We start from the raw sequence: 25,507 nt of genomic DNA, 5'->3' as shown, positions 1-25,507 counted from the left end.
TCCGGTTGGTGGAGTGGCTGGGCCTTCGTGCGCATGCGGTGTCTGGGCACTCGGTGGGGGAGATCGCCGCGGCTCATGTGGCGGGGGTGCTGTCGATGGAGGACGCGTGCCGTTTGGTGGAGGCGCGGGGTCGGCTGATGCAGGCGCTGCCCGAGGGTGGCGCGATGCTCGCGGTGCAGATCGACGAGGCTGCGGCTGTCTCCGCGCTGGAAGGCCTGGAGGACCGGGTCGGTATCGCGGCGGTCAACGGGCCGTCGTCGGTGGTGGTCTCCGGCGACGAGAAGACGATCGCTGCGCTGGAGCAGGACTGGCAGAAGGCAGGGGTCCGTACCAAGCGGCTGACCGTCAGCCATGCCTTCCACTCGCCGTTGATGGACCCGATGCTGGACGACTTCCGTGCCGTCGTCACTCAACTCGTCTTCAACGAGCCGAGGTTGGCAGGTCTGTCGCCCGAGGTGACGGACCCGGAGTACTGGGTCCAGCACATCCGCCGCACGGTCCGCTTCACCGACGCGATCACCGCCCTCAACGACGAAGGCGTCACCCGCTGGCTGGAGCTGGGCCCCGACGCCGTGCTCACCGCCCTCGCCCAGCAGATCCTGGACGACACCGACGGTCACGTCTTCACCCCGTCCCTGCGTGCAGGCCGCCCGGAGACGGAGACCTTCCTCACCGCCCTGGCGGCGCTTCACGTCCACGGCACGGACATCAACTGGACGCGGCTCTGCTCCACTTGGGGCGGTCGCCGGATCGGCCTCCCCACCTACCCCTTCCAACGAGACTGGTACTGGCTGTCCCCCGACCCCGCCACCATCGCGCCCCAGGGGGCTCACCCCGACGGGGATCCGGCGGAAGCCGGCTTCTGGGCGGCGGTGGAGAGCGGTGACGCGGACGCGCTGTACAGCACGCTCGCGGTCGACGCGGAGGCGGGGCGTTCCTCGCTCGACGTGGTGCTGCCCGCGCTCGCCGAGTGGCGCAGGAGCCGTAAGGCCCAAACGCGCATGGACAGCTGGTCGTACCGCACGGAGTGGGAGACGACACCCGAGCCGGGGACGGCCTCGCTCAGCGGCTCTTGGCTGCTGATCGGTGCCGACGAGCGGACCGCCGGGCTCGGTCGGACGATGGCCGCACTCGGCGCGGAGGTCGTCCACGTACGGGTGACCGGAACCTACGAGGAGCTGCCCGCGGCGATCGCGGCCGCCTCCTCGGACGCGGCAGGCCTCTCCGGCGTGGTCTCCTTCCTCGCACTGGACGACCAGGACGAGCCCCACACCGCCACCGCCCTCCTCCTGGAGACCCTCTCCGCCACAGGCGCGACCGTCCCGCTGTGGACCCTCACCCGAGGGGCCGTCGCGGTGTCGCCCTCCGACCGGATCGAGAGCCTGCGCCAGGCACGACTGTGGGGCTACGGCCGGACCGCGGCCCGGGAGCACCGGGAGCTGTGGGGCGGCCTGGTCGACCTGCCCGCCCAGGCGAACCCCGCCGAGGAGGACGGCCGCGTCTGGCGCCGCCTGTGCGCCCTGATGTCGGCCGCCGCCCCCGTCGAGGACCAGCTCGCCCTCCGCTCCTCCGGGCTCCACGCCCGGCGTGTCGTCCGCGCGCCCCTCGCCCGGCAGGACGCCGTCCCGGCGTACCGGCCGTCCGGGACCGTGCTGGTGACCATGGGCGACGGCGAGCCCGAACGGCACCTGGTGCGGAGCCTCGCCGAGGAGGGCGCGGGCCACCTGGTCCTGTTGGACCCGGTCGCCCGCACCGCCGTCGCCGACCTGGTCGGCGAACTGCGCGACGCCGGCCACTCGGCCTCCGTGGCGGTGTGCGACCCGGCGGACCGTACGGCGCTGGCCGAGGTCCTGCGGGCCGTACCGCAGGATCGCCCGCTGACCGCGGTGATCCATGCCCAGGCGACCGGAGACCGCGTCACCGGCGCCCTCAGCCTCCATGAACTGACCGCCGCGCACCCGCTCGACGCCTTCGTCCTGTTCACCTCGGCGGCCGGCCTGTGGGGGCTCGGCGGCGACGCGGCCACGGCCGGTGATGACGCCGCGCTGGAGGCGCTGGCCGCGCTCCGCCGCGCTGCGGGACTGGCCTCGACCTGCCTGGGCTGGGGTGTCTGGGAGGGCAACCCTCCGGAGGGGCTCACCTGGGAGCACCTGTACGACCGCGGGCTGCTGCCGCTCTCCGCGGACCTGGCGGTCACGGCGTTCCGGCAGGCGGTGGCCGGCCGTGCGGCCGGCGGTGAGACCACGACGACGGTACTCGCGGACATCGACTGGTCCCGCTTCGCACCGGCCTTCACGGCCACCCGGACCGCTCCGCTGCTCCACCGCCTCCCCGAGGCCCGGCAGGCGATGGACACGGCACCCGCCGCCCCCGCCGACCACGGACCCGACCACGAGGAACACGCGGCGGCAGGAGCCCTGCGGGACCGGCTGCGCGCAGTCGACCGCGCCGGACGGGAACAGCTCCTGCTGGACCTGGTGCGTGAGGCGGCCGCCGCGGTCCTCAGCCACGGCGACATCGACGCCGTACCGCCCGGCCAGCAGTTCCGGCAGCTCGGCCTGGACTCGATGATGGCGGTCGAACTGCGCAACCGGCTTGCCCGGGCCACCGGCCTGACCCTCCCGGCGACCCTGGTCTTCGACCACCCGGCGCCTGCCTCCGTGGCGAGGTACCTGCTCGCCGAGCTGCTGCGGAACGAGCCGGGCACCGGCGAGGACGTACTCACCCAGCTGGAGCGCCTGAAGGCGACCTTGACCGCCCTGCCGCCTGGGACGGCCGAACTCGACCGCATCGCCGGCGACCTCGGCGCGCTCCTCACCCAGGTCGGCGAGACCCGCGCCCTCGCATTCGGCGGCCACGCCGCCCACCACGACGACAGCGACGAGGACGAGTTCGACGGCGCCTCCGCCGACGAAATGCTCGACCTCATCGAAAAGGAATTCGGCAAGTCCTGACCGGGCCCACCGAGAGAAGAACAGGGGTGACACGAACCATGGCGAACGAAGAAAAGCTCCTCGAAAACCTGAAGTGGGTCAGCACCGAACTCCGCAAGGCGCGTCGGCGTCTGCAGGAGGTGGAGGACAGCGGCCGCGAGCCGATCGCGATCGTCGGCATGGCCTGCCGCTATCCGGGCGGCGTCCGCTCGCCCGAGGACCTCTGGGACCTGGTCGCCGAAGGCCGGGACGCGGTCGGCGACTTCCCCGACAACCGGGGCTGGGACATCGACGGCATTTACCACCCGGACCCCGAACACCCGGGAACCACCTACACCCGCAGCGGCGGATTCCTCTACGAAGCAGGCGATTTCGACCCCGGTTTCTTCGAGATATCGCGGCGTGAGGCGCTGGCGATGGACCCGCAGCAGCGGCTGCTCCTGGAAACCACCTGGGAGGCTTTCGAGCACGCGGGCATCTCGCCGGACTCCGTCCGCGAAGGCCGGGTCGGAGTCTTCACCGGCACCAGCGGCCAGGACTACTCCAACATCATGGCCACCATCCCCGAGGACGTTCAGGGCTACGCCATCACCGGCGTCGCCGCGAGCGTCATCGCGGGCCGTATCTCCTACGCCTTCGGCCTGGAAGGCCCGGCGGTCACCGTCGACACCGCCTGCTCCTCCTCCCTGGTCGCCCTGCACCTGGCCGCTCAGGCCCTGCGCAACGGCGAATGCGACATGGCCCTCGCGGGCGGCGTGACCGTGATGACGACCCCCGCCTCCTTCGTCGAGTTCGCCGGCCAGCGCGGCCTCTCGCCGGACGGCCGCTGCAAGGCCTTCGCGGCCGGCGCCGACGGCACCGGCTGGGCCGAGGGCGCCGGCATGCTCCTGGTGGAGCGGCTTTCCGACGCCGAGCGGCTGGGGCACCGGGTCCTGGCCGTCGTGCGCGGTACGGCCGTCAACCAGGACGGCGCCAGCAACGGACTGACCGCCCCCAACGGCCCCTCCCAGCAGCGCGTCATCCGGGACGCACTGGCCGCCGCCGGCCTCACCGCGGCCGACGTGGACGCGGTCGAGGGCCACGGCACGGGGACGACACTCGGAGATCCGATCGAGGCGCAGGCCCTGCTGGCCACGTACGGGCAGGGGCGGGCGGAAGGACGCCCGCTGTGGCTCGGGTCCATGAAGTCGAACATCGGGCACGCGCAGGCCGCCGCCGGAGTCGGCGGCATCATCAAGATGGTCGAGGCGATGCGGCACGGCGTACTGCCGCGCACCCTGCACATCGACGAACCCTCGCCCCACGTGGACTGGTCCGCGGGTGCGGTGGAACTGCTGACCGAGGCACGGACCTGGCCCGATCTCGACCGCCCGAGGCGCGCGGCCATCTCCTCCTTCGGCATGAGTGGCACGAACTCCCACATCATCCTCGAGCAGGCTCCGCAGGACGAGCCGACCACCGAGACGGCGGCCGGGGTGCTTCCGGCCCCGGGTGTGGTGCCGTGGGTGGTTTCGGCGAAGTCCTCGGCCGCGTTGGACGCGGCCGTCGGACGGCTCCGGGCGCACAAGGCGGATGCCGTGGATGTGGGCTTCTCGTTGGCTGCCGGGCGTGCGGTGTTCGAGCATCGGGCGGTGTTGTTGGGTGATGCGGAGGTGCGGGGGGTTGCCCGTGCCGGTGGTAGGACGGCGGTGCTGTTCACGGGGCAGGGTTCGCAGCGGCTGGGGATGGGCCGCGAGCTGTACGAGGCGTTCCCGGTGTTCGCCGAGGTCTTCGACGTGGTGGCCGATCTGACCGGACTTCCGCTGAAGGACGTGGTGTTCGGAAACACGGAGCTGTTGAACCGGACGCGGTATGCGCAGGTGGCGTTGTTCGCGGTGGAGGTGGGTCTGTTCCGGTTGGTGGAGTGGCTGGGTGTCCGTGCGCATGCGGTGTCTGGGCACTCGGTGGGGGAGATTGCCGCAGCGCACGTGGCCGGAGTGCTCTCCCTCGAGGATGCGTGTGCTCTCGTGGAGGCGCGGGGCCGGCTGATGCAGGCGCTGCCTGAGGGTGGCGCGATGCTCGCGGTGCAGATCGACGAGGCTGCGGCGGTCTCCGCGTTGGAGGGGCTGGAGGACCGGGTCGGTATCGCGGCCGTGAACGGGCCGTCGTCGGTGGTGGTCTCCGGCGACGAGGACACCATCGCCGTGCTTGAGGGGAACTGGCAGAAGGCAGCGGTCCGTACCAAGCGGCTGACCGTCAGCCATGCCTTCCACTCGCCGTTGATGGACCCGATGCTGGACGACTTCCGTGCCGTCGTCACTCAACTCGTCTTCAATGAGCCGAAGTTGGCAGGTCTGTCGCCCGAGGTGACGGATCCGGAGTACTGGGTGCAGCACGTCCGCCGTCCGGTCCGTTTCGCCGACGCGATCACCGCCCTCAATGACGAAGGCGTCACCCGCTGGCTGGAGCTGGGCCCCGACGCCGTGCTCACCGCCCTCGCCCAGCAGATCCTGGACGACACCGAGGGTCACGTCTTCACCCCGTCCCTGCGCGCAGGCCGCCCGGAGACGGAGACCTTCCTCACCGCTCTGGCGGCGCTTCACGTCCACGGCACCGACATCAACTGGACGAACCTCTACACCACTTGGGGCGGCAAACTCACCGACCTCCCCCGCTACCCCTTCCAACACCAGACCCTCTGGCTGGAACCGGCGACCGGCAGCACGGCTGATGTCGCCTCCGCCGGTCTCGGCAGCGCTGATCACCCGCTGCTCGGTGCGGCGGTGGCGCTGGCGGACAGTGAGGGGTATCTGCTGACGGGGCGGCTGTCGCTGGCCACGCACCCGTGGCTGGCGGACCACGCCGTGATGGGCCGCGTCCTGCTGCCGGGCACGGCGTTCGTCGAACTGGCGATCCGTGCCGGAGACGCGGTGGGCTGTGCGGCGATCGACGAACTGACGCTCGAGGCACCGCTGGTGCTCCCCGAGACGGGCGCCGTGCAGCTGCAGCTCGCGGTCGGCGCCCCGGACCAGTCCGGCGTACGGACGTTGACGATCCACTCCCGCCCGGAGGAGTCCGCAGGCGCGGACGCCGACGACTGGACCCGGCACGCCACCGGCACCCTCGCCCCCGCGCCGCTCGACGCGGCGTCGGACGACGCGTCCGGGGCCGCGGTCTGGCCGCCGAGCGGGGCCGAGCCGATCGACACCTCGGCGCTGTACGAGGACATGTCCGGTGCCGGGCTGGGATACGGTCCGGTGTTCCGGGGACTGGTCGGAGCCTGGCGGCACGGCGACGCGGTGTGCGCCGAGGTGCGGCTGCCGGAGGAGGCGGCCGAGGAGGCCGACCGGTTCGGTCTGCACCCGGCGGTACTGGACGCCGCCCAGCACGCCATCGGGCTGAAGGGCTTCGGGAGCGAGCCGGTGCGTGCTCTGCTGCCGTTCTCGTGGTCGGACGTACGGCTGTTCGCGACGGGTGCGCGTGCGGTGCGGGTGCGGGTCGCGCCGGCCGGGACCGGCGCGGTCACGATGGAACTGGCCGACGAGACGGGGGCGCCGGTCGCGCGCATCGGATCCCTCGCCCTGCGGCCCGTCTCGGCGGAGCAGGTGGAGAGCGCCGCGACGCCCCACGACGACTCCCTGTACCGGGTGGACTGGGTGCCGGTCACCCGCCCGGAGAACGCCTCCGACACCGGGACGCCGTCCCCGGTCGTCGTACGCCTCACCGGCCGGCCCGGGACGGAGTCCGGCGGTGTGGACACCGTACGAGGGGTTCACGAGACCGTGCTGCGGGCTCTCGCCCTGCTGCAGGACCACCTCGCTGACGACCCTGACGACGTGGAGGCCTCCGCCGGTCGGCTGGTCGTCGTGACGCGCGGTGGGGTGGCCGCCGGGGCGGAGGACGCGGCGGCCGACCTGGCCGCGAGCGCCGTGTGGGGCCTGGTGCGCTCGGCGCAGTCGGAGAACCCGGGCCGTGTCGTGCTGGTCGACCTGGACGTCGAGGACGGCGCGACCGGGCTCGGTGACGAGGACGACGCGGAACTGCTCGCCCGGCTCGCCCCGGGAGAGGACCAGTTCGCCCTCCGGGGCGGCCAGGTGTTCGTCCCCCGCCTCGTGCGCTCCGCGACCGGCGGCACGCTGGTGCCGCCGCCCGGCACGCCGTGGCGGTTGGAGGCGGTACGTCCCGGCTCGCTCGACGGGCTCGCCCTGGTACCCGCTCCAGAGGCGGCACGGCCACTGGAGGACGGCCAGGTGCGGATCGGGATCCGCGCGGCCGGCGTGAACTTCCGCGACGTCGTCTACACGCTCGGCATGTACCCCGGCCGGGTCGTGATGGGCGGCGAGGCCGCCGGTGTGGTCCTGGAGACGGGACCCGGCGTGCGGCGGTTCGCCGTGGGGGACCGGGTGATGGGCGTCGTGGAGGGTGGCTTCGGCCCGGTGACCGTCACCGACGCCCGGCTGCTGGCGAAGCTGCCGGACGACTGGTCCTTCGAACAGGGCGCCTCGGTGTCGATGGTGTTCCTGACGGCCTACTACGCCCTGGTGGACCTGGCCGGTCTGCGGGCCGGCGAGCGGATCCTGGTGCACACTGCGGCCGGCGGCGTCGGCATGGCCGCCGTACAACTGGCCCGGCACCTCGGCGCGGAGGTGTTCGCCACCGCCTCGCCCGGCAAGTGGGACACCGTACGGGAGGGCGGGGTCGGCGAGGACCGTCTGGCGAACTCGCGGACCCTGGACTTCGAGGCCGACTTCCTCGCGGCGACCGGCGGGGCCGGCATGGACGTCGTACTCGACTCCCTGGCACGGGAGTTCGTCGACGCCTCGCTGCGACTGCTGCCGCGCGGCGGCCGGTTCGTGGAGATGGGCAAGACCGACGTCCGGGACGCCGACGAGGTCGCGGCGGCGCATCCCGGCGTGTCGTACCGGGCGTTCGACCTGATGGAGGCCGGCCCCGACCGCATCGCGGAGATGTTCGACGCGCTGCTGGAGCTGTTCGCGCGGGGCGTGCTGCGGCCGCTGCCGGTGCGCGGCTGGGATGTGCGGCAGGCGCCCGAGGCGCTGCGGTACGTCTCCCAGGCGCGGCACGTCGGCAAGGTGGTGCTGTCGGTGCCCAAGCCCGCCGGGTTCGGCACCGGGCCGGTCCTGGTGACCGGCGCGAGCGGCGTGCTCGGTGCGGTCGTCGCCCGGCACCTGGTGCACGGGCACGGCGTCCGCGACCTGCTGCTCGTCTCACGGCGGGGAGCCGAGGCGCCGGGTGCGCGGGAACTCGTCGCGGAACTGGCCGAGGCGGGCGCCCGGGCCGAGTTCGCCGCCTGCGACGTCGCCGACCGCGACGCGCTCGCCCGACTGCTGGGGGGCCGCCGGCTGACCGCGGTCGTGCACGCCGCCGGCACCTCGGACGACGGCATGCTCGGCTCGCTGACCCCCGCCCGGGTCACCTCGGTACTGCGCGCCAAGGTCGACGGCGCCTGGCACCTGCACGAGCTGACCGAGGACATGGACCTCGCCGCCTTCGTCCTGTTCTCCTCGGTGGCCGGCGTCCTCGGCGGCCCCGGCCAGGCCTCGTACGCCGCCGCCAACACCTTCCTCGACGGCCTCGCCTCCCACCGCCGCCGGCGCGGACTGCCGGCCCTGGCCCTGGACTGGGGCCTGTGGGCCGTCGACTCGGCGATCACCGGGCACCTCGGCGCCGCGGACCTGTCCCGGATGGCGCGGGGCGGACTGGTGCCGCTGGAGGTGGACGAGGCACTGCGGCTGCTGGACACGGCGCTGGGTGCCCTCGACCCGCAGACCGCTCCCGTACGGGTCGACCCGGCCGGGCTCGGCACCCCCGAGCGGGCCCCGGCCATCCTGCGCGTCCTGGCCCGCCCGTCCGTGCGCCGGTCCGTGGCCGGCGCCGGGGCGGACGTGAACGGCCTCCTCGACCGGCTCGCCGCACTGCCCGCCGTCGAACGCCCCGCCGCCCTCACGGAGGCGGTGCTGGCCAGGGTCGGCGGGGTCCTCGGCCAGCAGGGCGAGGCGATCGACCCCGAACGGGCGTTCAGCGAGCTGGGCTTCGACTCCCTGACCGCGGTCGAGCTGCGCAACGGCCTCCAGGAGGCGGTCGGCGTGCGCCTCCCTGCCACGCTGATCTTCGACTACCCGACCCCGCAGACACTCGTGGCACACCTCGGGGAGCAGGTGTTCAAGAAACTGCCCTCCGCGGCCAACACCCTGCTCGCCGACATCGAGAGGCTGGACGGAGCCCTGACGGCCGCGGTCGCCGAGCTGGCGGCCGACGCGCCCGAACGGGACGCGATCCTGCGGCGCCTGAAGGAGCTGACGGTCAGGTGGGCCGCGGCAGAAGGCACCGGGAGCACGGAAGCCACGGCCGACGACGCCGACCTGGACTCCGCCTCCGACGACGAACTCTTCGACCTGATCGACAGTCAGTTCGGCGTGGGCTGATCAGGCTGCACCGCACCCGTCATCCACGCCGTCCTGAGGAGCTGAAAAGAGACCATGGCGCAGCACGAGGACAAACTCCGCGACTACCTGAAGCGGGCCGTCGCCGACGCGCGCGACGCACGACGCCGCCTGAAGGAGGTCGAGGACAGCCTGCACGAGCCGATCGCCGTCGTAGGCATGAGCTGCCGCTTCCCCGGCGGGGTGAGCAGCCCCGAAGAGCTGTGGCAGCTCGTCGCCGATGAACGGGACGCGATCGCGGAGTTCCCGACCCGGCAGCGGGGCTGGAACCTCGACGAGATCTTCGGAGCCGGCGCGAGCGACGGTGACGAGGACCCCGCCCGCCCCGGCACCTCGCGGCTCCGCGAGGGCGGATTCCTCTACGACGCCGACGAGTTCGACCCCCTCTTCTTCGGGATCTCCCCGCGTGAGGCGCTGGCGATGGACCCCCAGCAGCGGCTCCTCCTCGAAACCTCCTGGGAGGCGTTCGAGCACGCCGGCATCGACCCCGCATCCATGCGGGGCAGCCGAACGGGCGTCTTCGCCGGCCTCATCCACCACGACTACGCCTCCCGCGTACGCGACATCCCCGACGAACTGACCGGTCTCCTCGGCAACGGCAGCGCGGGCAGCATCGCCTCGGGGCGTGTCGCGTACGTCTTCGGCCTGGAGGGCCCGGCGGTCACCATCGACACCGCGTGCTCCTCTTCGCTCGTCGCCCTGCACCTGGCCGCTCAGGCCCTGCGCAAGGGCGAGTGCGAGATGGCGCTCGCGGGCGGGGTGACGGTGATGTCGTCGCCCGCCGCGTTCATCGAGTTCACCCGGCAGCGCGGCCTCGCGGCGGACGGCCGCTGCAAGGCCTTCGCCGCCTCGGCCGACGGCACCAACTGGTCCGAAGGAGTGGGGATGCTGCTCGTCGAGCGGCTGTCCGACGCCCGGCGACTGGGGCACCGGGTGCTCGCGGTGATGCGGGGGTCGGCCGTCAACCAGGACGGCGCGAGCAACGGGCTGACCGCGCCCAACGGCCCGTCCCAGCAGCGGGTGATCCGGGCGGCGCTGGACGACGCCGGGCTGTCCTCGGCCGACGTGGACGTCGTCGAGGCGCACGGGACCGGTACGCGCCTGGGTGACCCGATCGAGGCGCAGGCGCTGCTGGCCACGTACGGGCAGGGGCGGGACGAGGACCGTCCGCTGCTGCTGGGGTCCATGAAGTCGAACATCGGGCATGCGCAGGCGGCTGCGGGTGTCGGTGGTGTGATCAAGATGGTGGAGGCGATGCGGCGGGGTGTCGCTCCGCGCACGTTGCATGTGGATGAGCCGTCGCCGCACGTGGACTGGTCGGCGGGTGCGGTGGAACTGCTGACCGAGGCGCGGGAGTGGCCCGAGGCCGACCGGCCGAGGCGGGCCGGAGTGTCGTCGTTCGGCATCAGCGGCACCAACGCGCACGTGGTGCTGGAGCAGGCCGAAGCGGAGCCGGTCTCGGTCGCCGGTGAGACGCCTGGCGTGGTGCCGTGGGTGGTTTCGGCGAAGTCCTCGGCCGCGTTGGACGCGGCCGTCGGACGACTCCGGGCGCACAAGGCGGACGCCGTGGATGTGGGCTTCTCGCTGGCTGCCGGGCGTGCGGTGTTCGAGCATCGGGCGGTGCTGTTGGGTGATGTGGAGGTGCGGGGGGTTGCCCGTGCCGGTGGTCGGACGGCGGTGCTGTTCACGGGGCAGGGTTCGCAGCGGCTGGGGATGGGGCGGGAGCTGTACGAGGCGTTCCCGGTGTTCGCCGAGGCGTTCGACGCGGTGGCCGAGCTGACCGGACTTCCGCTGAGGGATGTGGTGTTCGGTTCGGATGCGGTGCTGTTGAACCGGACGCGGTATGCGCAGGTGGCGTTGTTCGCGGTGGAGGTGGGTCTGTTCCGGTTGGTGGAGTGGCTGGGTGTCCGTGCGCATGCGGTGTCTGGGCACTCGGTGGGGGAGATCGCCGCGGCTCATGTGGCAGGGGTGCTGTCGCTGGAGGACGCGTGCCGTTTGGTGGAGGCGCGGGGTCGGCTGATGCAGGCGTTGCCTGAGGGTGGCGCGATGCTCGCGGTGCAGATCGACGAGGCTGCGGCTGTCTCCGCGCTGGAAGGCCTGGAGGACCGGGTCGGTATCGCGGCGGTCAACGGGCCGTCGTCGGTGGTGGTCTCCGGCGACGAGAAGACGATCACCGCGCTGGAGCAGGACTGGCAGAAGGCAGGGATCCGTACCAAGCGGCTGACCGTCAGCCATGCCTTCCACTCGCCGTTGATGGATCCGATGCTGGACGACTTCCGTGCCGTCGTCACTCAACTCGTCTTCAACGAGCCGAAGTTGGCAGGTCTGTCGCCCGAGGTGACGGACCCGGAGTACTGGGTCCAGCACATCCGCCGCCCGGTCCGCTTCACCGACGCGATCACCGCCCTCAACGACGAAGGCGTCACCCGCTGGCTGGAGCTCGGCCCCGACGCCGTGCTCACCGCCCTCGCCCAGCAGATCCTGGACGACACCGACGGTCACGTCTTCACCCCGTCCCTGCGTGCAGGCCGCCCGGAGACGGAAACCTTCCTCACCGCCCTGGCGGCGCTTCACGTCCACGGCACGGACATCAACTGGACGAACATCTACACCACTTGGGGCGGTAGTCGGATCGACCTCCCCACCTACCCCTTCCAGCGCCGGCGGTACTGGCTCGACGCCACAGCCACTGACTCCGCCGACGTCGCCTCCGCCGGTCTCGGCAGCGCTGATCACCCGCTGCTCGGTGCGGCGGTGGCGCTGGCGGACAGTGAGGGGTATCTGCTGACGGGGCGGCTGTCGCTGGCCACGCACCCGTGGCTGGCGGACCACGCCGTGATGGGCCGCGTCCTGCTGCCGGGCACGGCGTTCGTCGAACTGGCGATCCGTGCCGGAGACGCGGTGGGCTGTGCGGCGATCGACGAACTGACGCTCGAGGCACCGCTGGTGCTCCCCGAGACGGGCGCCGTGCAGCTGCAGCTCGCGGTCGGCGCCCCGGACCAGTCCGGCGTACGGACGTTGACGATCCACTCCCGCCCGGAGGAGTCCGCAGGCGCGGACGCCGACGACTGGACCCGGCACGCCGCCGGCGCCCTCGCGGCCGCCGGCACCGGCAGCCGGCCGGCTGCCGCCGAGGTCGCCGGTCCGCCGGTGGACGGAGAGGAGGTGGCGCTGGGGGACCTGTATCCGCGGATGGCGGAACTGGGACTGCGGTACGGGCCCGTGTTCCAAGGGCTTCGGACGGTGTGGCGCAGTGGCGACGAGGTGGTCGCCGAAGTGCGCCTCCCCGACGAGACACGCGGTGACGCCGGGGCGTTCGGGATGCATCCGGCGCTGCTCGACGCCGTACTGCACTCCATAGGCGCCGGGGGGCTCCTCGGATACGGGGAGTCCGGCGAGACCGGTCCCGTACCGAGGCTGCCGTTCTCCTGGGCCGGGGTCGACCTGCACGCCGTGGGGGCCGGTGCGGGCGGCAGTGTCTGGGCGCGGGTGAGCCCGGTCGGCCCGGACACGGTCTCGCTCCTGGTGACCGACGACACGGGTGTCCCGGTGCTGTCCGTGCGGTCGCTGAGCCTGCGGTCCATGGCGGCCGAGGGGGCGGGAATCGCCTCGGCCGGCGTCCGCGACGCGCTGTTCCGTCTCGACTGGCGGGAGATCGCACTGCCCGGGACGCGGACGCCGTCCGGCCGCCCGGTCCGCTACCGCGCCGACGTACGCGCACTGACCGAAGAGATCCGCAAGGGTGACCTTCCGGAGGCGTCCGCGGTCGTCGTCGCCCTCGCGGGAGGCGCCGAGCCGCTGTCCGGTCTCACCCCGGCGGTTGCCGACGTGCTGGAACTGCTCCAGGCCTGGCTGGCGGACGACACCGTCCTGCGTACCCCCCTCGTCCTCGCCGGGCGGGGCGCGGCGACCGGACCGGACCCGGTGGCGGCGGCCGCCTGGGGCCTGGTGCGGTCCGCCCAGGCGGAGAACCCCGGGCGCTTCGTGCTGGTGGACCCGGGCACGGAGGGGGACTCGGAGCCGTCGTCCGCCGAGACCGTCCTGCCCCCCGCTCTCCTCGCCGCTCTCCTCGCCACCGGCGAGCCCCAAATGGCCCTGCGCGACGGCACGCCGCACGCGCCCCGGCTGACACGAGCGGCCGTCTCCGAGGAGCCGTACGCCGGCCTGGACGCCGTCGGCGGGAACGGCACCGTGCTGCTCACCGGCGGCACCGGAGCGCTCGGCGCAGCTCTAGCCCGCCATCTGGTGACCACGTACGGGATACGCCACCTGCTGCTCGTCGGCCGCCGTGGCCCGGACGCGCCCGGAGCCGGGGAACTCGTGGACAGCCTGGGCGAGTTGGGCGCCACGGTCAGGGTCGAGGCCTGTGACGTCGCCGACCGTGACGCGCTCGCCGCCGTGCTCGCCACGATCTCCGCGACACGCCCGCTGCGCGCGGTGGTTCACCTGTCGGGCGTCCTGGCCGACGCCGTGATCACCGACCTGACTCCGGACCGGCTCGCGACGGTACTCGATGCCAAGGCGAAGGCAGCCTGGCACCTGCACGAACTGACCGCCGGCACGGACCTGGACGCGTTCGTGCTGTTCTCGTCGGTCTCCGGCGTCATCGGCAACCCGGGCCAGGGCAACTACGCCGCCGCCAACGCCTTCCTCGACGCGCTCGCCGCCCACCGCCGTGACCTGGGCCTGCCCGCCACGTCCCTCGCCTGGGGACTGTGGGCCGAGGGAGGCATCACCGGCCACCTCGGTGCCGAGGATCTCGCCCGTATGGCGCGCGGCGGAATGATCCCGCTCACCGAGGACGACGGCCTCGCCCTCTTCGACGCTGCCCACCGGACGGGCGAGCACCTGCTCGTGCCCGCCCGGTTCGACGCGAAGGCGCTCGGTGACCTCGCCGTGCGCGGCGCCCTCCCGCCGCTCCTGGGCGGTCTGGTCCGCCGTCGGCCCGGCAACCGGCGGCCCGGTGCCGCCGCGGCCGCCGAGCCCGGATCCTTCGCGGCCCGGCTCGCCGCCCTGCCGACCGCCGAACAGGACAGGGCGCTCCTGGACTTCGTCCGCACACAGGTGGCCCTCGTCCTCGGCTACGCCGACTCCTCGGTCATCGAAGACCGCCAGACCTTCACCGCGCTCGGCCTCGACTCGCTCACCGCCGTCGAACTGCGCAACAGCCTGAGCACCGCCTCCGGCGCGCGCCTGCCGGCCACCCTCGTCTTCGACTACCCGACCCCCGACGCGCTCGCCGCCCACCTGCGGATCGAACTCCTCGGATCCCCCGACGAGGAGGCCGCCGTCGCCGCCGCCCGGGGCGCCCTGCGCACGGCCGGCCGGGGCACGGACGACGACCCGATGGTCATCGTCGGCATGGCCTGCCGCTACCCGGGCGACGTGCGTTCCCCCGAGGACCTGTGGCGCCTGGTCGCCGACGGCACCGACGCGATCTCCCGCTTCCCCGTCAACCGGGGCTGGGACGTCGACGCCCTGTACCACCCCGACCCCGAACACGCCGGCACCAGCTACGCCCGCGAGGGCGGCTTCCTCCACGACGCCGACCGCTTCGACCCGGCCTTCTTCCAGATCACCCCGCGTGAGGCGCTGGCGATGGACCCGCAGCAGCGGCTGCTGCTGGAGGTGTCGTGGGAGGCCTTCGAGCGGGCCGGCATCGACCCGGTGTCGGTGCGGGGCAGCCGTACGGGTGTCTTCGCCGGCGTGATGTACCACGACTACGGCTCCGGCCTGACCGAGATCCCGGAGGGCCTCGAAGGGTACGTCGGCATCGGCACGGCGGGCAGCATCGCCTCCGGCCGGGTGTCGTACGCGTTCGGTCTGGAGGGCCCGGCGGTCACGGTCGACACCGCGTGCTCCTCCTCGCTCGTCGCCCTGCACCTGGCAGGCCAGGCGCTGCGGTCCGGTGAGTGCGACATGGCCCTGGTGGGCGGGGTGACCGTGATGGCCACCCCGGGCACCTTCATCGAGTTCAGCCGGCAGCGCGGGCTGTCGCCGGACGGCCGCTGCAAGGCCTTCGGAGCCGGCGCGGACGGCACCGGCTGGGCCGAGGGCGTCGGCATGCTCGTCGTGGAACGCCTGTCGGACGCCCGGCGGATGGGACACCGGCCGCTGGCGGTGGTGCGCGGTTCGGCCGTCAATCAGGACGGCGCGAGCAACGGGCTCACCGCGCCGAACGGCCCGTCCCAGCAGCGGGTGATCCGGGACGCACTGGCCGGTGCCGGGCTTACGACCGCCGACGTGGATGTGGTCGAGGCGCACGGTACGGGGACGAGCCTGGGCGATCCGATCGAGGCGCAGGCGCTGCTGGCCACTTATGGACAGGGGCGGCCGGATGGACTTCCGCTGCTGCTGGGCTCCATCAAGTCGAACATCGGTCATACGCAGGCCGCCGCGGGTGTGGCGGGTGTGATCAAGATGGTGGAGGCGATGCGGCACGGTGTCGCGCCGCGCACCCTGCATGTGGATGAGCCGTCGCCGCACGTGGACTGGTCCGCGGGTGCGGTGGAACTGCTCGCGGAGGCCCGGGAGTGGCCGGAGCTGGATCGGCCTCGCCGGGTCGCGGTGTCCTCGTTCGGGATCAGCGGCACGAACGCGCATGTGGTGCTCGAACAGGCCGAGGTGGAGTCGGCCTCGGTCGCCGGTGTCGCGCCGGGCGTGGTGCCGTGGGCGGTTTCGGCGAAGTCGTCGGCTGCGTTGGACGCGGCGATCGGACGACTCCGGGCGTGCGAGGCGGACGCTGTGGATGTGGGGTTCTCGTTGGCTGTCGGGCGTGCGGTGTTCGAGCATCGGGCGGTGTTGCTGGGTGATGCCGAGGTGCGGGGGGTTGCCCGTGCCGGTGGTGGGACGGCGGTGCTGTTCACGGGGCAGGGTTCGCAGCGGCTGGGGATGGGCCGGGAGCTGTATGAGGTGTTCCCGGTGTTCGCCGAGGCGTTCGACGTGGTGGCCGAGCTGACCGGACTTCCGCTGAAGGACGTGGTGTTCGGAAACACGGAGCTGTTGAACCAGACCCGGTATGCCCAGGTGGCGTTGTTCGCGGTCGAGGTGGCTCTGTTCCGGTTGGTGGAGTGGCTGGGCGTCCGTGTCACGGCCGTGACCGGGCACTCGGTGGGGGAGATCGCCGCGGCTCATGTGGCGGGGGTGCTGTCGCTGGAGGACGCGTGCCGTTTGGTGGAGGCGCGGGGTCGGCTGATGCAGGCGCTGCCCGAGGGTGGCGCGATGCTCGCGGTCCAGGTCGACGAGGCTGCCGCTGTCTCCGCGCTGGAGGGCCTGGAGGACCGGGTCGGTATCGCGGCCGTGAACGGGCCGTCGTCGGTGGTGGTCTCCGGCGACGAGGACACCATCGCCGTGCTGGAGGGGAACTGGCAGGCGGCCGGAGTCCGTACCAAGCGGCTGACCGTCAGCCACGCGTTCCACTCGCCGTTGATGGATCCGATGCTGGCCGACTTCCGCGCGGTGGTCGCTCAACTCGCGTTCAGTGAACCGAGGTTGGCGGGTCTGTCGCCCGAGGTGACGGATCCGGAGTACTGGGTGCAGCACATCCGCCGCCCGGTCCGCTTCACCGACGCGATCACCGCCCTGCACGCTTCCGGCGTCACCCACTGGCTGGAGCTCGGCCCCGACGCCGTGCTCACCGCCCTCGCCCAGCAGATCCTGGACGACACCGACGGTCACGTCTTCACCCCGTCCCTGCGCGCAGGCCGCCCGGAGACGGAAACCTTCCTCACCGCCCTTGCCCACCTCCACGTCCACGGTGCTGAGGTCAACTGGGGGCCCCTGTACACCACTTGGGGTGGCAAGCAGGTCGACCTGCCCACCTACCCCTTCGAACAGCACCGTTACTGGCTCACCGCACCCTCCGTTCCTACGGCCGACGTGACCACCGCAGGTCTCGAACCGGCGGGCCACCCCCTTCTCGGCGCGGCCGTGCCCCTCCCGGACACGGATGGGTACGTGCTCACCGGTCGTCTCTCGCTCGCGGCGCACCCCTGGCTGGCCGAGCACGTGGTGATGGACACCGTCCTGCTGCCCGGAACGGCCTTCCTGGACCTGGCCTTTCACGCCGCCGACGCGGTGGGGAGCGGTCGGGTGGACGAGATGGTGATCGAGGCGCCCCTGGTGGTTCCGGACGGCGGTGCGGTCCGGGTGCAGGTGTGGGTCGGTCCGGCGGACACGGACGGCAGGCGTTCACTGGCGGTCAGCTCGCACACCGAACCGGGCCCGACGACCGAGGCGGCCGACGCGCGGGAACCGGCGTCGTGGATCCGGCACGCGACGGCGACCCTGGCACCGGCCGGGAAACCGGCCGGCACCGAGGACGACCGTCCCGCCACGGAAGGCGCCGAACCGATCGACCTCACAGGCCTGTACCCCCGTATGGCGGAGACGGGACTGGCCTACGGCCCCCTCTTCCAGGGACTCACGGCTGCCTGGCGGGCCGGGGACGACGTCGTCGCCGAGGTCCGGCTGCCGGAGGAACGCGCCGGGGAGGCGCGACGGTTCGGCCTGCACCCCGCCCTGTCGGACGCCGCGCTGCACGCCATCGCCCTGACCGACCTGCTCGGGGACGTCGAGGACGGGAAGGACGCCGTGCGGCTCCCCTTCTCCTGGAACGGCGTCACCCTCCACACCACCGGCGCCTCGTGTCTGCGGGTGCGGATCTCGCCGGTGGGCGACGACACCGTACGGCTGCGTTTCACCGACGAGAGCGGACATCCCGTCGCGGACGTCGAGGCACTGCGGCTGCGGCCGGTCTCGGGGGAGCAACTGCGTGCCGCCGGGCGGCAGTCCGGGCCGGGTGACGCCGAGTCCCTGTTCCGCGTCGGCTGGCAGCCTCTCGCGCTGTCGGACGGACCGACCGCCGGTCCGGCGCGGGATGTCGTACTGCTGTCCTTCGACGAGCCGGACGGTGACCCGGACGTGCCGTCGCGCGTACGGCGGGCCGCGTGCCGGGCACTCGACGCCGTCAGGGCGTACCTGGCCGCCGACCGCCGCGACGACAGGAAGCTGGCGATCGTGACCCGTGGTGCCGTGTTCCCGTACGGCGGACCGGGCGCCGCCGAACAACAGCCGAACCCGGGCGGGGACCTGGCGGCGGCGACCGTGTGGGGGCTGGTGAAGTCGGCCCAGTCGGAGAACCCGGGCCGGATCGTCCTCGTCGACACGGACGGGAGCGCCGCCTCCGTGGCCGCCCTCTCCGTGACGGTGGAGACGGCGCTGCGCGAGGAAGTCGCCGAGCCGCAGCTCGCGCTCCGCGACGGCGTGGCGTACGTCCCCCGGCTGGTTCGGATGCCGGCCGACGGCACACCGGCCGAGGAGGTCCGCGATCCGGCCGCCTTCGGTGACGGCACCGTTCTGGTCACCGGCGCGACCGGTGCGCTCGGCACGCTCCTCGCCCGCCATCTGGTGGGCGCGCGCGGTGTCCGGGACCTTCTGCTGGTGTCACGGCGGGGTGGCGAGGCCCCTGGGGCGGCCACTCTGCGCGCCGAACTGACCGGCCTGGGCGCGCGCGTGGAGTTCGCCGCCTGCGATGTCGCCGACCGCGAGGCGCTGACCGCGCTGCTCGCCGGGCGGCGGGTCACGGCCGTCGTGCACACCGCCGGTGTCCTCGACGACGGCGTCCTGAGCTCGTTGACGCCGGAACGGCTTGACACCGTACTGCGCCCCAAGTCCGATGCGGCCTGGCATCTGCACGAACTGACCGCCGACCAGGATCTCGCGGCGTTCGTGTTGTTCTCGTCGGTCGCGGGCGCCCTCGGCAGCCCGGGGCAGGGCAACTACGCGGCCGCCAACTCCTTCCTCGACGCGCTCGCCGCCCACCGCAGGGCCGCAGGTCTGCCCGGACTCTCCCTCGCCTGGGGCATGTGGGCCCCGGCGGGCGGTGGCATGGCCGAGAAGCTGGGCGATGCCGACCTCGCCCGGGTGGCGCGCGGGGTACTGGAGCCGCTGTCCGTCGAGGAGGGCCTGGCGCTGTTCGACACCGTCACCCGGACGGACACCGAGACGGTCACAGGGCACACCCCTGGCTCCCCGCCCGCCACACTGCTGCCGGTCCGGCTCTCCCCGGAGGCGCTGCGCACGGCGGCCGCCACCGGGGCGCTGCCGACGCTCCTGCGGGGACTCGTACGGACGCCGGCACGCCGTACCGCCACGAACGGCACCTCCGCCGAAGCCGCCGGCCGCCCGGCCGAGGACGCGGCGGCCAGGCTGCTCGCCCGGCTGGCCGGACTGTCGGAGGAGCGGCAGGAGCAGGCCATGGCCGACCTGGTCCGTACGCACATCGCGGCCGTCTCCGGCTTCCCCGGACCGGACTCCATCGACCCGGCCCGGGGCATCACCGAACTCGGCATCGACTCGCTCGCCGCGGTGGAACTGCGCAACCGGCTGGGCGCCGAGACCGGACTGCGCCTGCCCACCACCCTTGTCTTCGACTACCCGACGCCCGCAGTCCTCGCCGCCCATCTGCGCGCCGAGCTCCTGCGCGCCGGGGCCGACGGCACCCCGCTCCTCGCACATCTGGCGCGGATCGAGGCGGTCCTCGACCGGGAGACACCGGACGAGGCGACCCGCGAGCGGATCGCCGACCGGCTGCGGGCCCTGGTGACGCGGCTCGCGGACGCTGCCCCCGGCTCCGGCCGGGGCATGCGCGACGGCTCGCACTCCGATGGGGACACCGAATCCGACGCCGTCACCGTCACCGGAAAACTCGAATCGGCGACCGCCGACGAACTCTTCGACTTCATCGACAACGAACTTGGCGGAGCCTGACATGTCCAACGACCAGTCCAAGGAAGTGTCCAACGAGCAGAAGCTGCTCGACTACCTCAAGAAGGTCACCTCCGAGCTGCACGAGACCCGCAAGCGGCTGCGCCGGACCGAGTCCGCGCTGAGCGAGCCGATCGCGATCGTCGGCATGGCCTGCCGCTACCCCGGCGGGGTGCGCACCCCCGAGGACCTGTGGCGCCTGGTCGCCGACGGGGGCGACGGCATCACCGGCTTCCCCGCCAACCGTGACTGGGACCTCGACAGCCTCTACGACCCGGACCCCGACCACCAGGGCACCAGCTACGCCCGCGAGGGCGGCTTCCTGCACGACGCCGACGAGTTCGACGCCGAGTTCTTCGGCATCTCGCCCCGCGAGGCCCTGACCATGGACCCGCAGCAGCGGCTGCTGCTGGAGGTGTCCTGGGAGGCGTTCGAGCGGGCCGGCATCGACCCGACCTCGCTGCGCGGCAGCCGTACCGGCGTCTTCGCCGGGATGATGTACCACGACTACGCCTCCCGCCTCGAAGCCATCCCCGTCGGCTTCGAAGGCCAACTCGGCATCGGCAGCGCGGGCAGCGTCGCCTCGGGCCGGGTGTCGTACGCGTTCGGCCTGGAGGGCCCGGCGGTCACGGTGGACACGGCGTGCTCGTCTTCGCTGGTCGCCCTGCACTGGGCGGTGGAAGCCCTGCGGTCCGGCGAGTGCGACATGGCCCTGGCCGGCGGTGTGACGGTCATGTCGACCCCGGGGACGTTCATCGAGTTCAGTCGGCAGCGGGGGCTTGCCCCGGACGGCCGGTGCAAGGCGTTCGCGGCTTCGGCCAACGGTACGGGTTGGGCCGAGGGCGCGGGCATGCTGCTGGTGGAGCGGCTGTCGGACGCGGAGCGGCTGGGTCATCGGGTACTGGCCGTGGTGCGCGGTACCGCCGTCAATCAGGACGGTGCGAGCAGCGGCCTGACCGTGCCGAACGGGCCCTCGCAGCAGCGGGTGATCCGTCAGGCTCTGGCGAGTGCCGGGCTGTCCACGGCGGATGTGGATGTGGTGGAGGCGCATGGCACGGGGACGAGTCTGGGTGATCCGATCGAGGCGCAGGCGCTGCTGGCCACTTATGGGCAGGGGCGGCCGGATGGACTTCCGCTGCTGCTGGGGTCGGTGAAGTCGAACATCGGTCATACGCAGGCGGCTGCGGGTGTGGCGGGTGTGATCAAGATGGTGGAGGCGATGCGGCACGGTGTCGCTCCGCGCACCTTGCATGTGGATGAGCCGTCGCCGCACGTGGACTGGTCCGCGGGTGCGGTGGAACTGCTCGCGGAGGCGCGGGAGTGGCCGGAGCTGGATCGGCCCCGGCGGGCTGCTGTGTCGTCGTTCGGGATCAGCGGCACGAACGCGCACGTGGTGTTGGAGCAAGGTGAGGTGGAGTCGGCCTCGGTCGCCGGCGTGGCGCCTGGTGTGGTGCCATGGGTGGTCTCGGCGAAGTCCTCGGCCGCGTTGGACGCGGCTGTTGAACGGGTTCGTGAGCAGACGACGGATGCCGTGGATGTGGGGTTTTCGCTGGCTGCCGGGCGTGCGGTGTTCGAGCATCGGGCGGTGTTGCTGGGTGATGCGGAGGTGCGGGGGGTTGCCCGTGCCGGTGGTAGGACGGCGGTGCTGTTCACGGGGCAGGGTTCGCAGCGGCTGGGGATGGGCCGCGAGCTGTACGAGGCGTTCCCGGTGTTCGCCGAGGCGTTCGACGCGGTGGCCGAGCTGACTGAACTCCCGCTGAGGGATGTGGTGTTCGGTTCGGATGCGGTGCTGTTGGACCAGACGCGGTATGCCCAGGTGGCGTTGTTCGCGGTCGAGGTGGGTCTGTTCCGGTTGGTGGAGTGGCTGGGCCTTCGTGCGCATGCGGTGTCCGGGCACTCGGTGGGCGAAATCGCCGCCGCTCATGTCGCCGGGGTCCTGTCCCTCGAGGATGCCTGTGCTCTCGTCGAGGCGCGGGGTCGGCTGATGCAGGCGTTGCCTGAGGGTGGCGCGATGCTCGCGGTGCAAATCGATGAGTCTGCGGCTGTCGCCGCGCTGGAGGGTGTGACCGATCGGGTCGGTATCGCGGCAATCAACGGGCCGTCGTCGGTGGTGGTCTCCGGCGACGCCCAGACGATCGCCGCGTTGGAGCAGGACTGGCAGGCGGCGGGGGTCCGGACGAAGCGGCTGACGGTCAGCCATGCGTTCCACTCGCCGTTGATGGATCCGATGCTGGACGACTTCCGTGCCGTGGTCTCCCAACTCACCTTCAGTGAGCCGAGGTTGGCAGGTCTGTCGCCCCAGGTGACGGATCCGGAGTACTGGGTGCGGCACGTCCGCCGTCCGGTCCGCTTCACCGACGCCATCGCGTCCCTGCAGTCCGCCGGGGTGACCCGCTGGCTGGAGCTGGGCCCCGATGCGGTCCTCACGGCTCTCGCCCAGCAGATCCTGGACGACACCGAGGGTCACGTCTTCACCCCGTCCCTGCGCGCCGGCCACCCCGAGACAGAGACCTTCTTCACCGCCCTTGCCCACCTCCACGTCCACGGCACGGACATCAATTGGAAGCCGCTTTACACCACTTGGGGCGGCCAGCAGGTCGAGCTCCCCACCTACCCCTTCCAACGCCAGCGGTACTGGCTCAAGACGGGACTCCGCCCCGCCACCGGGATAGGTGCCGCGGGCCTGGGCTTCGCGGATCATCCGCTGCTGGGCGCGGCGGTTGCCCTTGCCGACAGTGAAGGCGTGCTCCTGGCCGGGCGGCTGTCACTGTCGACGCACCCGTGGCTGGCGGATCACGCGGTCGCGGGCACCGTCCTGCTTCCCGGTACGGCCTTCGTCGATCTCGCCCTGCGCGCCGGGGATTTCGTGGGCTGCGGAACGCTCGAAGACCTCACGCTGGAGGCTCCGCTGGTCCTGCGCGACGCGGAGGAAGGGGGTGTGCAGCTCCAGATCCTCGTCGGCGGCGCGGACGCCCACGGTCGCCGGCAGATCCAGGTCTTCAGTCGGGGCGAGCAGAACACACCCGAAGGGTTCTGGTCCGAGGACGAGCCGTGGGTGCGGCATGCGAGTGGTGTGTTGGTGGAGGGTGTGCCGTCGGTCGGTGTGGATGTGTCGGTGTGGCCGGTGGTGGGTGCGCGTGAGGTGGTGACGGAGGGGCTGTACGAGGGGTTGGCGGGTGCTGGTCTGGAGTATGGGCCGGTGTTCCGTGGGTTGCGGTCGGCGTGGCGGCTGGGGGAGGAGATCTTCGCCGAGGTGGGGTTGCCGGAGGAGGCGGTTGTCGAGGCTGGGCGTTTCGGGGTGCATCCGGCGTTGTTGGACGCGGCGTTGCATGCGATCGGTCTGACGGGTGTGGGGGAGGGTGGCGAGGGTCCGTTGCTGCCGTTCGCCTGGTCCGGGGTCGGTTTGCTGGCGTCGGGTGCGTCGGTGTTGCGGGTGCGGTTGACGCCGGTGGGTTCGGGGGCGTTCCGGCTCGTGGCCACGGATCAGGCGGGCACACCGGTCGTGGTCGTCGAGTCGCTGGCCCTGCGTCCGATGCAGCGTGAGGAATTCTCGCGGGCCGCGTCGTCGTCCGTCGCGGACGCGTTGTTCGCCGTGGAGTGGGCGGCCGTGTCGGGTGCTGCCGTGGAGGTGGATGCCTCTGTGGCGGTGGTGCCTGTGGGGCTTGGGGTGCATGAGGCCACGGCGTGGGTGTTGGAGACCGTGCGGAGTCACCTGTCGGGTGAGGGTGCGCTGGCCGTTGTGACGTGCAAGGCGGTGTCGGCCGGTGGTGTTGTCGCTGATCCGGTGATGGCTGCGGTGTGGGGTCTGGTGGCTTCGGCGCAGGCGGAGAATCCGGGCCGGATCGTTCTGGTGGACGCGGACGGGGACGACGTTGTGGCCCTGGCTGTGCGGGCGGGGGAGCCGCAGGTGGCGGTGCGGGAGGGCGTTGTTCTGGCGCCGCGCTTGATCCGTGCCGGCGGTGTGACTGCCGAGTTCGGCGGTTTCGGTGGCGGAACGGTGCTGTTGACGGGTGCGACCGGTGCGTTGGGCGGTGTCTTCGCCCGGCATCTGGTGAGTGCTCATGGTGTACGTCGTCTGCTGCTGGTCTCGCGTCGGGGCGGGCAGGCACCTGGTGCCGCCGACCTCGCCACAGTGCTCATCGACTTGGGTGCCGAGGTGGAGTTCGTCGCGTGTGATGTGGCGGACCGTGAGGCGGTGGCTGCTCTGCTGGCGGGCCGGGATGACATCACGGCTGTGGTGCATGCGGCGGGTGTCCTGGACGACGGTGTGGTGTCGGGTCTGACCGCGTCCCGCGTGTCGGGGGTGCTGCGGGCGAAGGCGGACGCGGCCACGCATCTGCACGAGCTGACCGCCAACCTGGCGGCGTTCGTGGTGTTCTCCTCGGTGGCGGGTGTCTTCGGCGCTCCGGGTCAGGGTGCGTACGCGGCGGCCAACCGCTATCTGGACGCGCTGATGGAACAGCGCCGTGCCCAGGGCCTCCCGGCGCTCTCCCTGGCCTGGGGTCTGTGGCAGACCGAGGGCGAGATGACCGACGGCCTCTCTCAGGCGGACCAGGCTCGTATGGCGCGCGGTGGTGTCCTGCCGCTCACCGAGACCGACGGTCTGGCGCTGTTCGACGCGGCGCTGGCCGGGGAGGCTCCGGTCGCTGTTCCGGTACGGCTGGATCTGCGGGGGCTGCGGGCCGCGGACCCGGCGATGGTGCCACCCCTGCTGCGCCGACTGGTGCCCGCAACCCGCCGTAACGCCGCCACGGGCACCACGGTCGACAACCCTCTGGCCGGCCGACTCGCCGGTCTTGCCGAGAAGGAACGTGCGGCCGCGCTGCTCGATCTGGTGCGTGCGCAGGTGGCCGAGGTACTGGGACACAGCTCGGCGGACTCGATCGTGCCCGAGCGGGCCTTCCAGGACTTCGGTTTCGACTCGCTGACCGCCGTCGAACTCCGTAACCGCCTCAACACCCTGACCGGGCTGCGGCTGCCCGCCACCCTCGTCTTCGACTACCCGACGCCGGCCGCACTGGCGGGTTTCCTCGGCACGGAGTTGGGGGCGGGGGCCGCGGCGGAGACCGGTACTGTTTCCGTCGGCGGGACCGCGTCCGAGGTGGATCCGGTGGTGATCGTCGGCATGGCTTGCCGGTATCCGGGTGGCGTGACCTCTCCCGACGACCTCTGGCAGCTGGTTGCCGGTGGAGGGGACGGGATTTCGGGGTTCCCGACGAACCGGGGCTGGGATCTGGCGGGGGTGTATCACCCGGATCCGGCGCATCGCGGCACCACGTATGCCCGTGAGGGGGGCTTCCTGCACGAGGCGGGCGGTTTCGATGCGGAGTTCTTCGGGATTTCGCCGCGTGAGGCGCTGGCGAT

Annotated in this window: 4 protein-coding genes; all 4 read left to right on the top strand. The window is 72.3% G+C overall.

Going from position 1 to position 25,507, the window contains the following annotated elements; genetic code table 11:
- On the top strand, positions 1-2,954 hold a 2,954-nt coding region (locus tag ACIBVL_RS43080; protein ID WP_399106734.1), incomplete at its 5' end, for an acyltransferase domain-containing protein.
- A gap of 38 nt (positions 2,955-2,992) precedes the next feature.
- Entirely contained in the window at positions 2,993-9,358 is a 6,366-nt protein-coding gene (locus tag ACIBVL_RS43075; protein ID WP_399106732.1) for an SDR family NAD(P)-dependent oxidoreductase, read from the top strand.
- A 54-nt stretch (positions 9,359-9,412) separates the two neighbouring features.
- A complete protein-coding gene (locus tag ACIBVL_RS43070; RefSeq protein WP_399106730.1) occupies positions 9,413-20,146 on the top strand; it encodes an SDR family NAD(P)-dependent oxidoreductase in 10,734 nt (3,577 codons plus the stop codon).
- Position 20,147: 1 nt separating this feature from the next.
- Positions 20,148-25,507 (top strand): SDR family NAD(P)-dependent oxidoreductase (locus ACIBVL_RS43065; RefSeq protein WP_399106728.1); only part of this gene is annotated, 5,360 nt, incomplete at its 3' end.

Source organism: Streptomyces sp. NPDC049687 (assembly GCF_044465285.1).
GTDB lineage: Bacteria > Actinomycetota > Actinomycetes > Streptomycetales > Streptomycetaceae > Streptomyces.
Note: the sequence above shows the minus strand (reverse complement) of the source record. Positions and strands in the feature narration are given on the sequence as shown.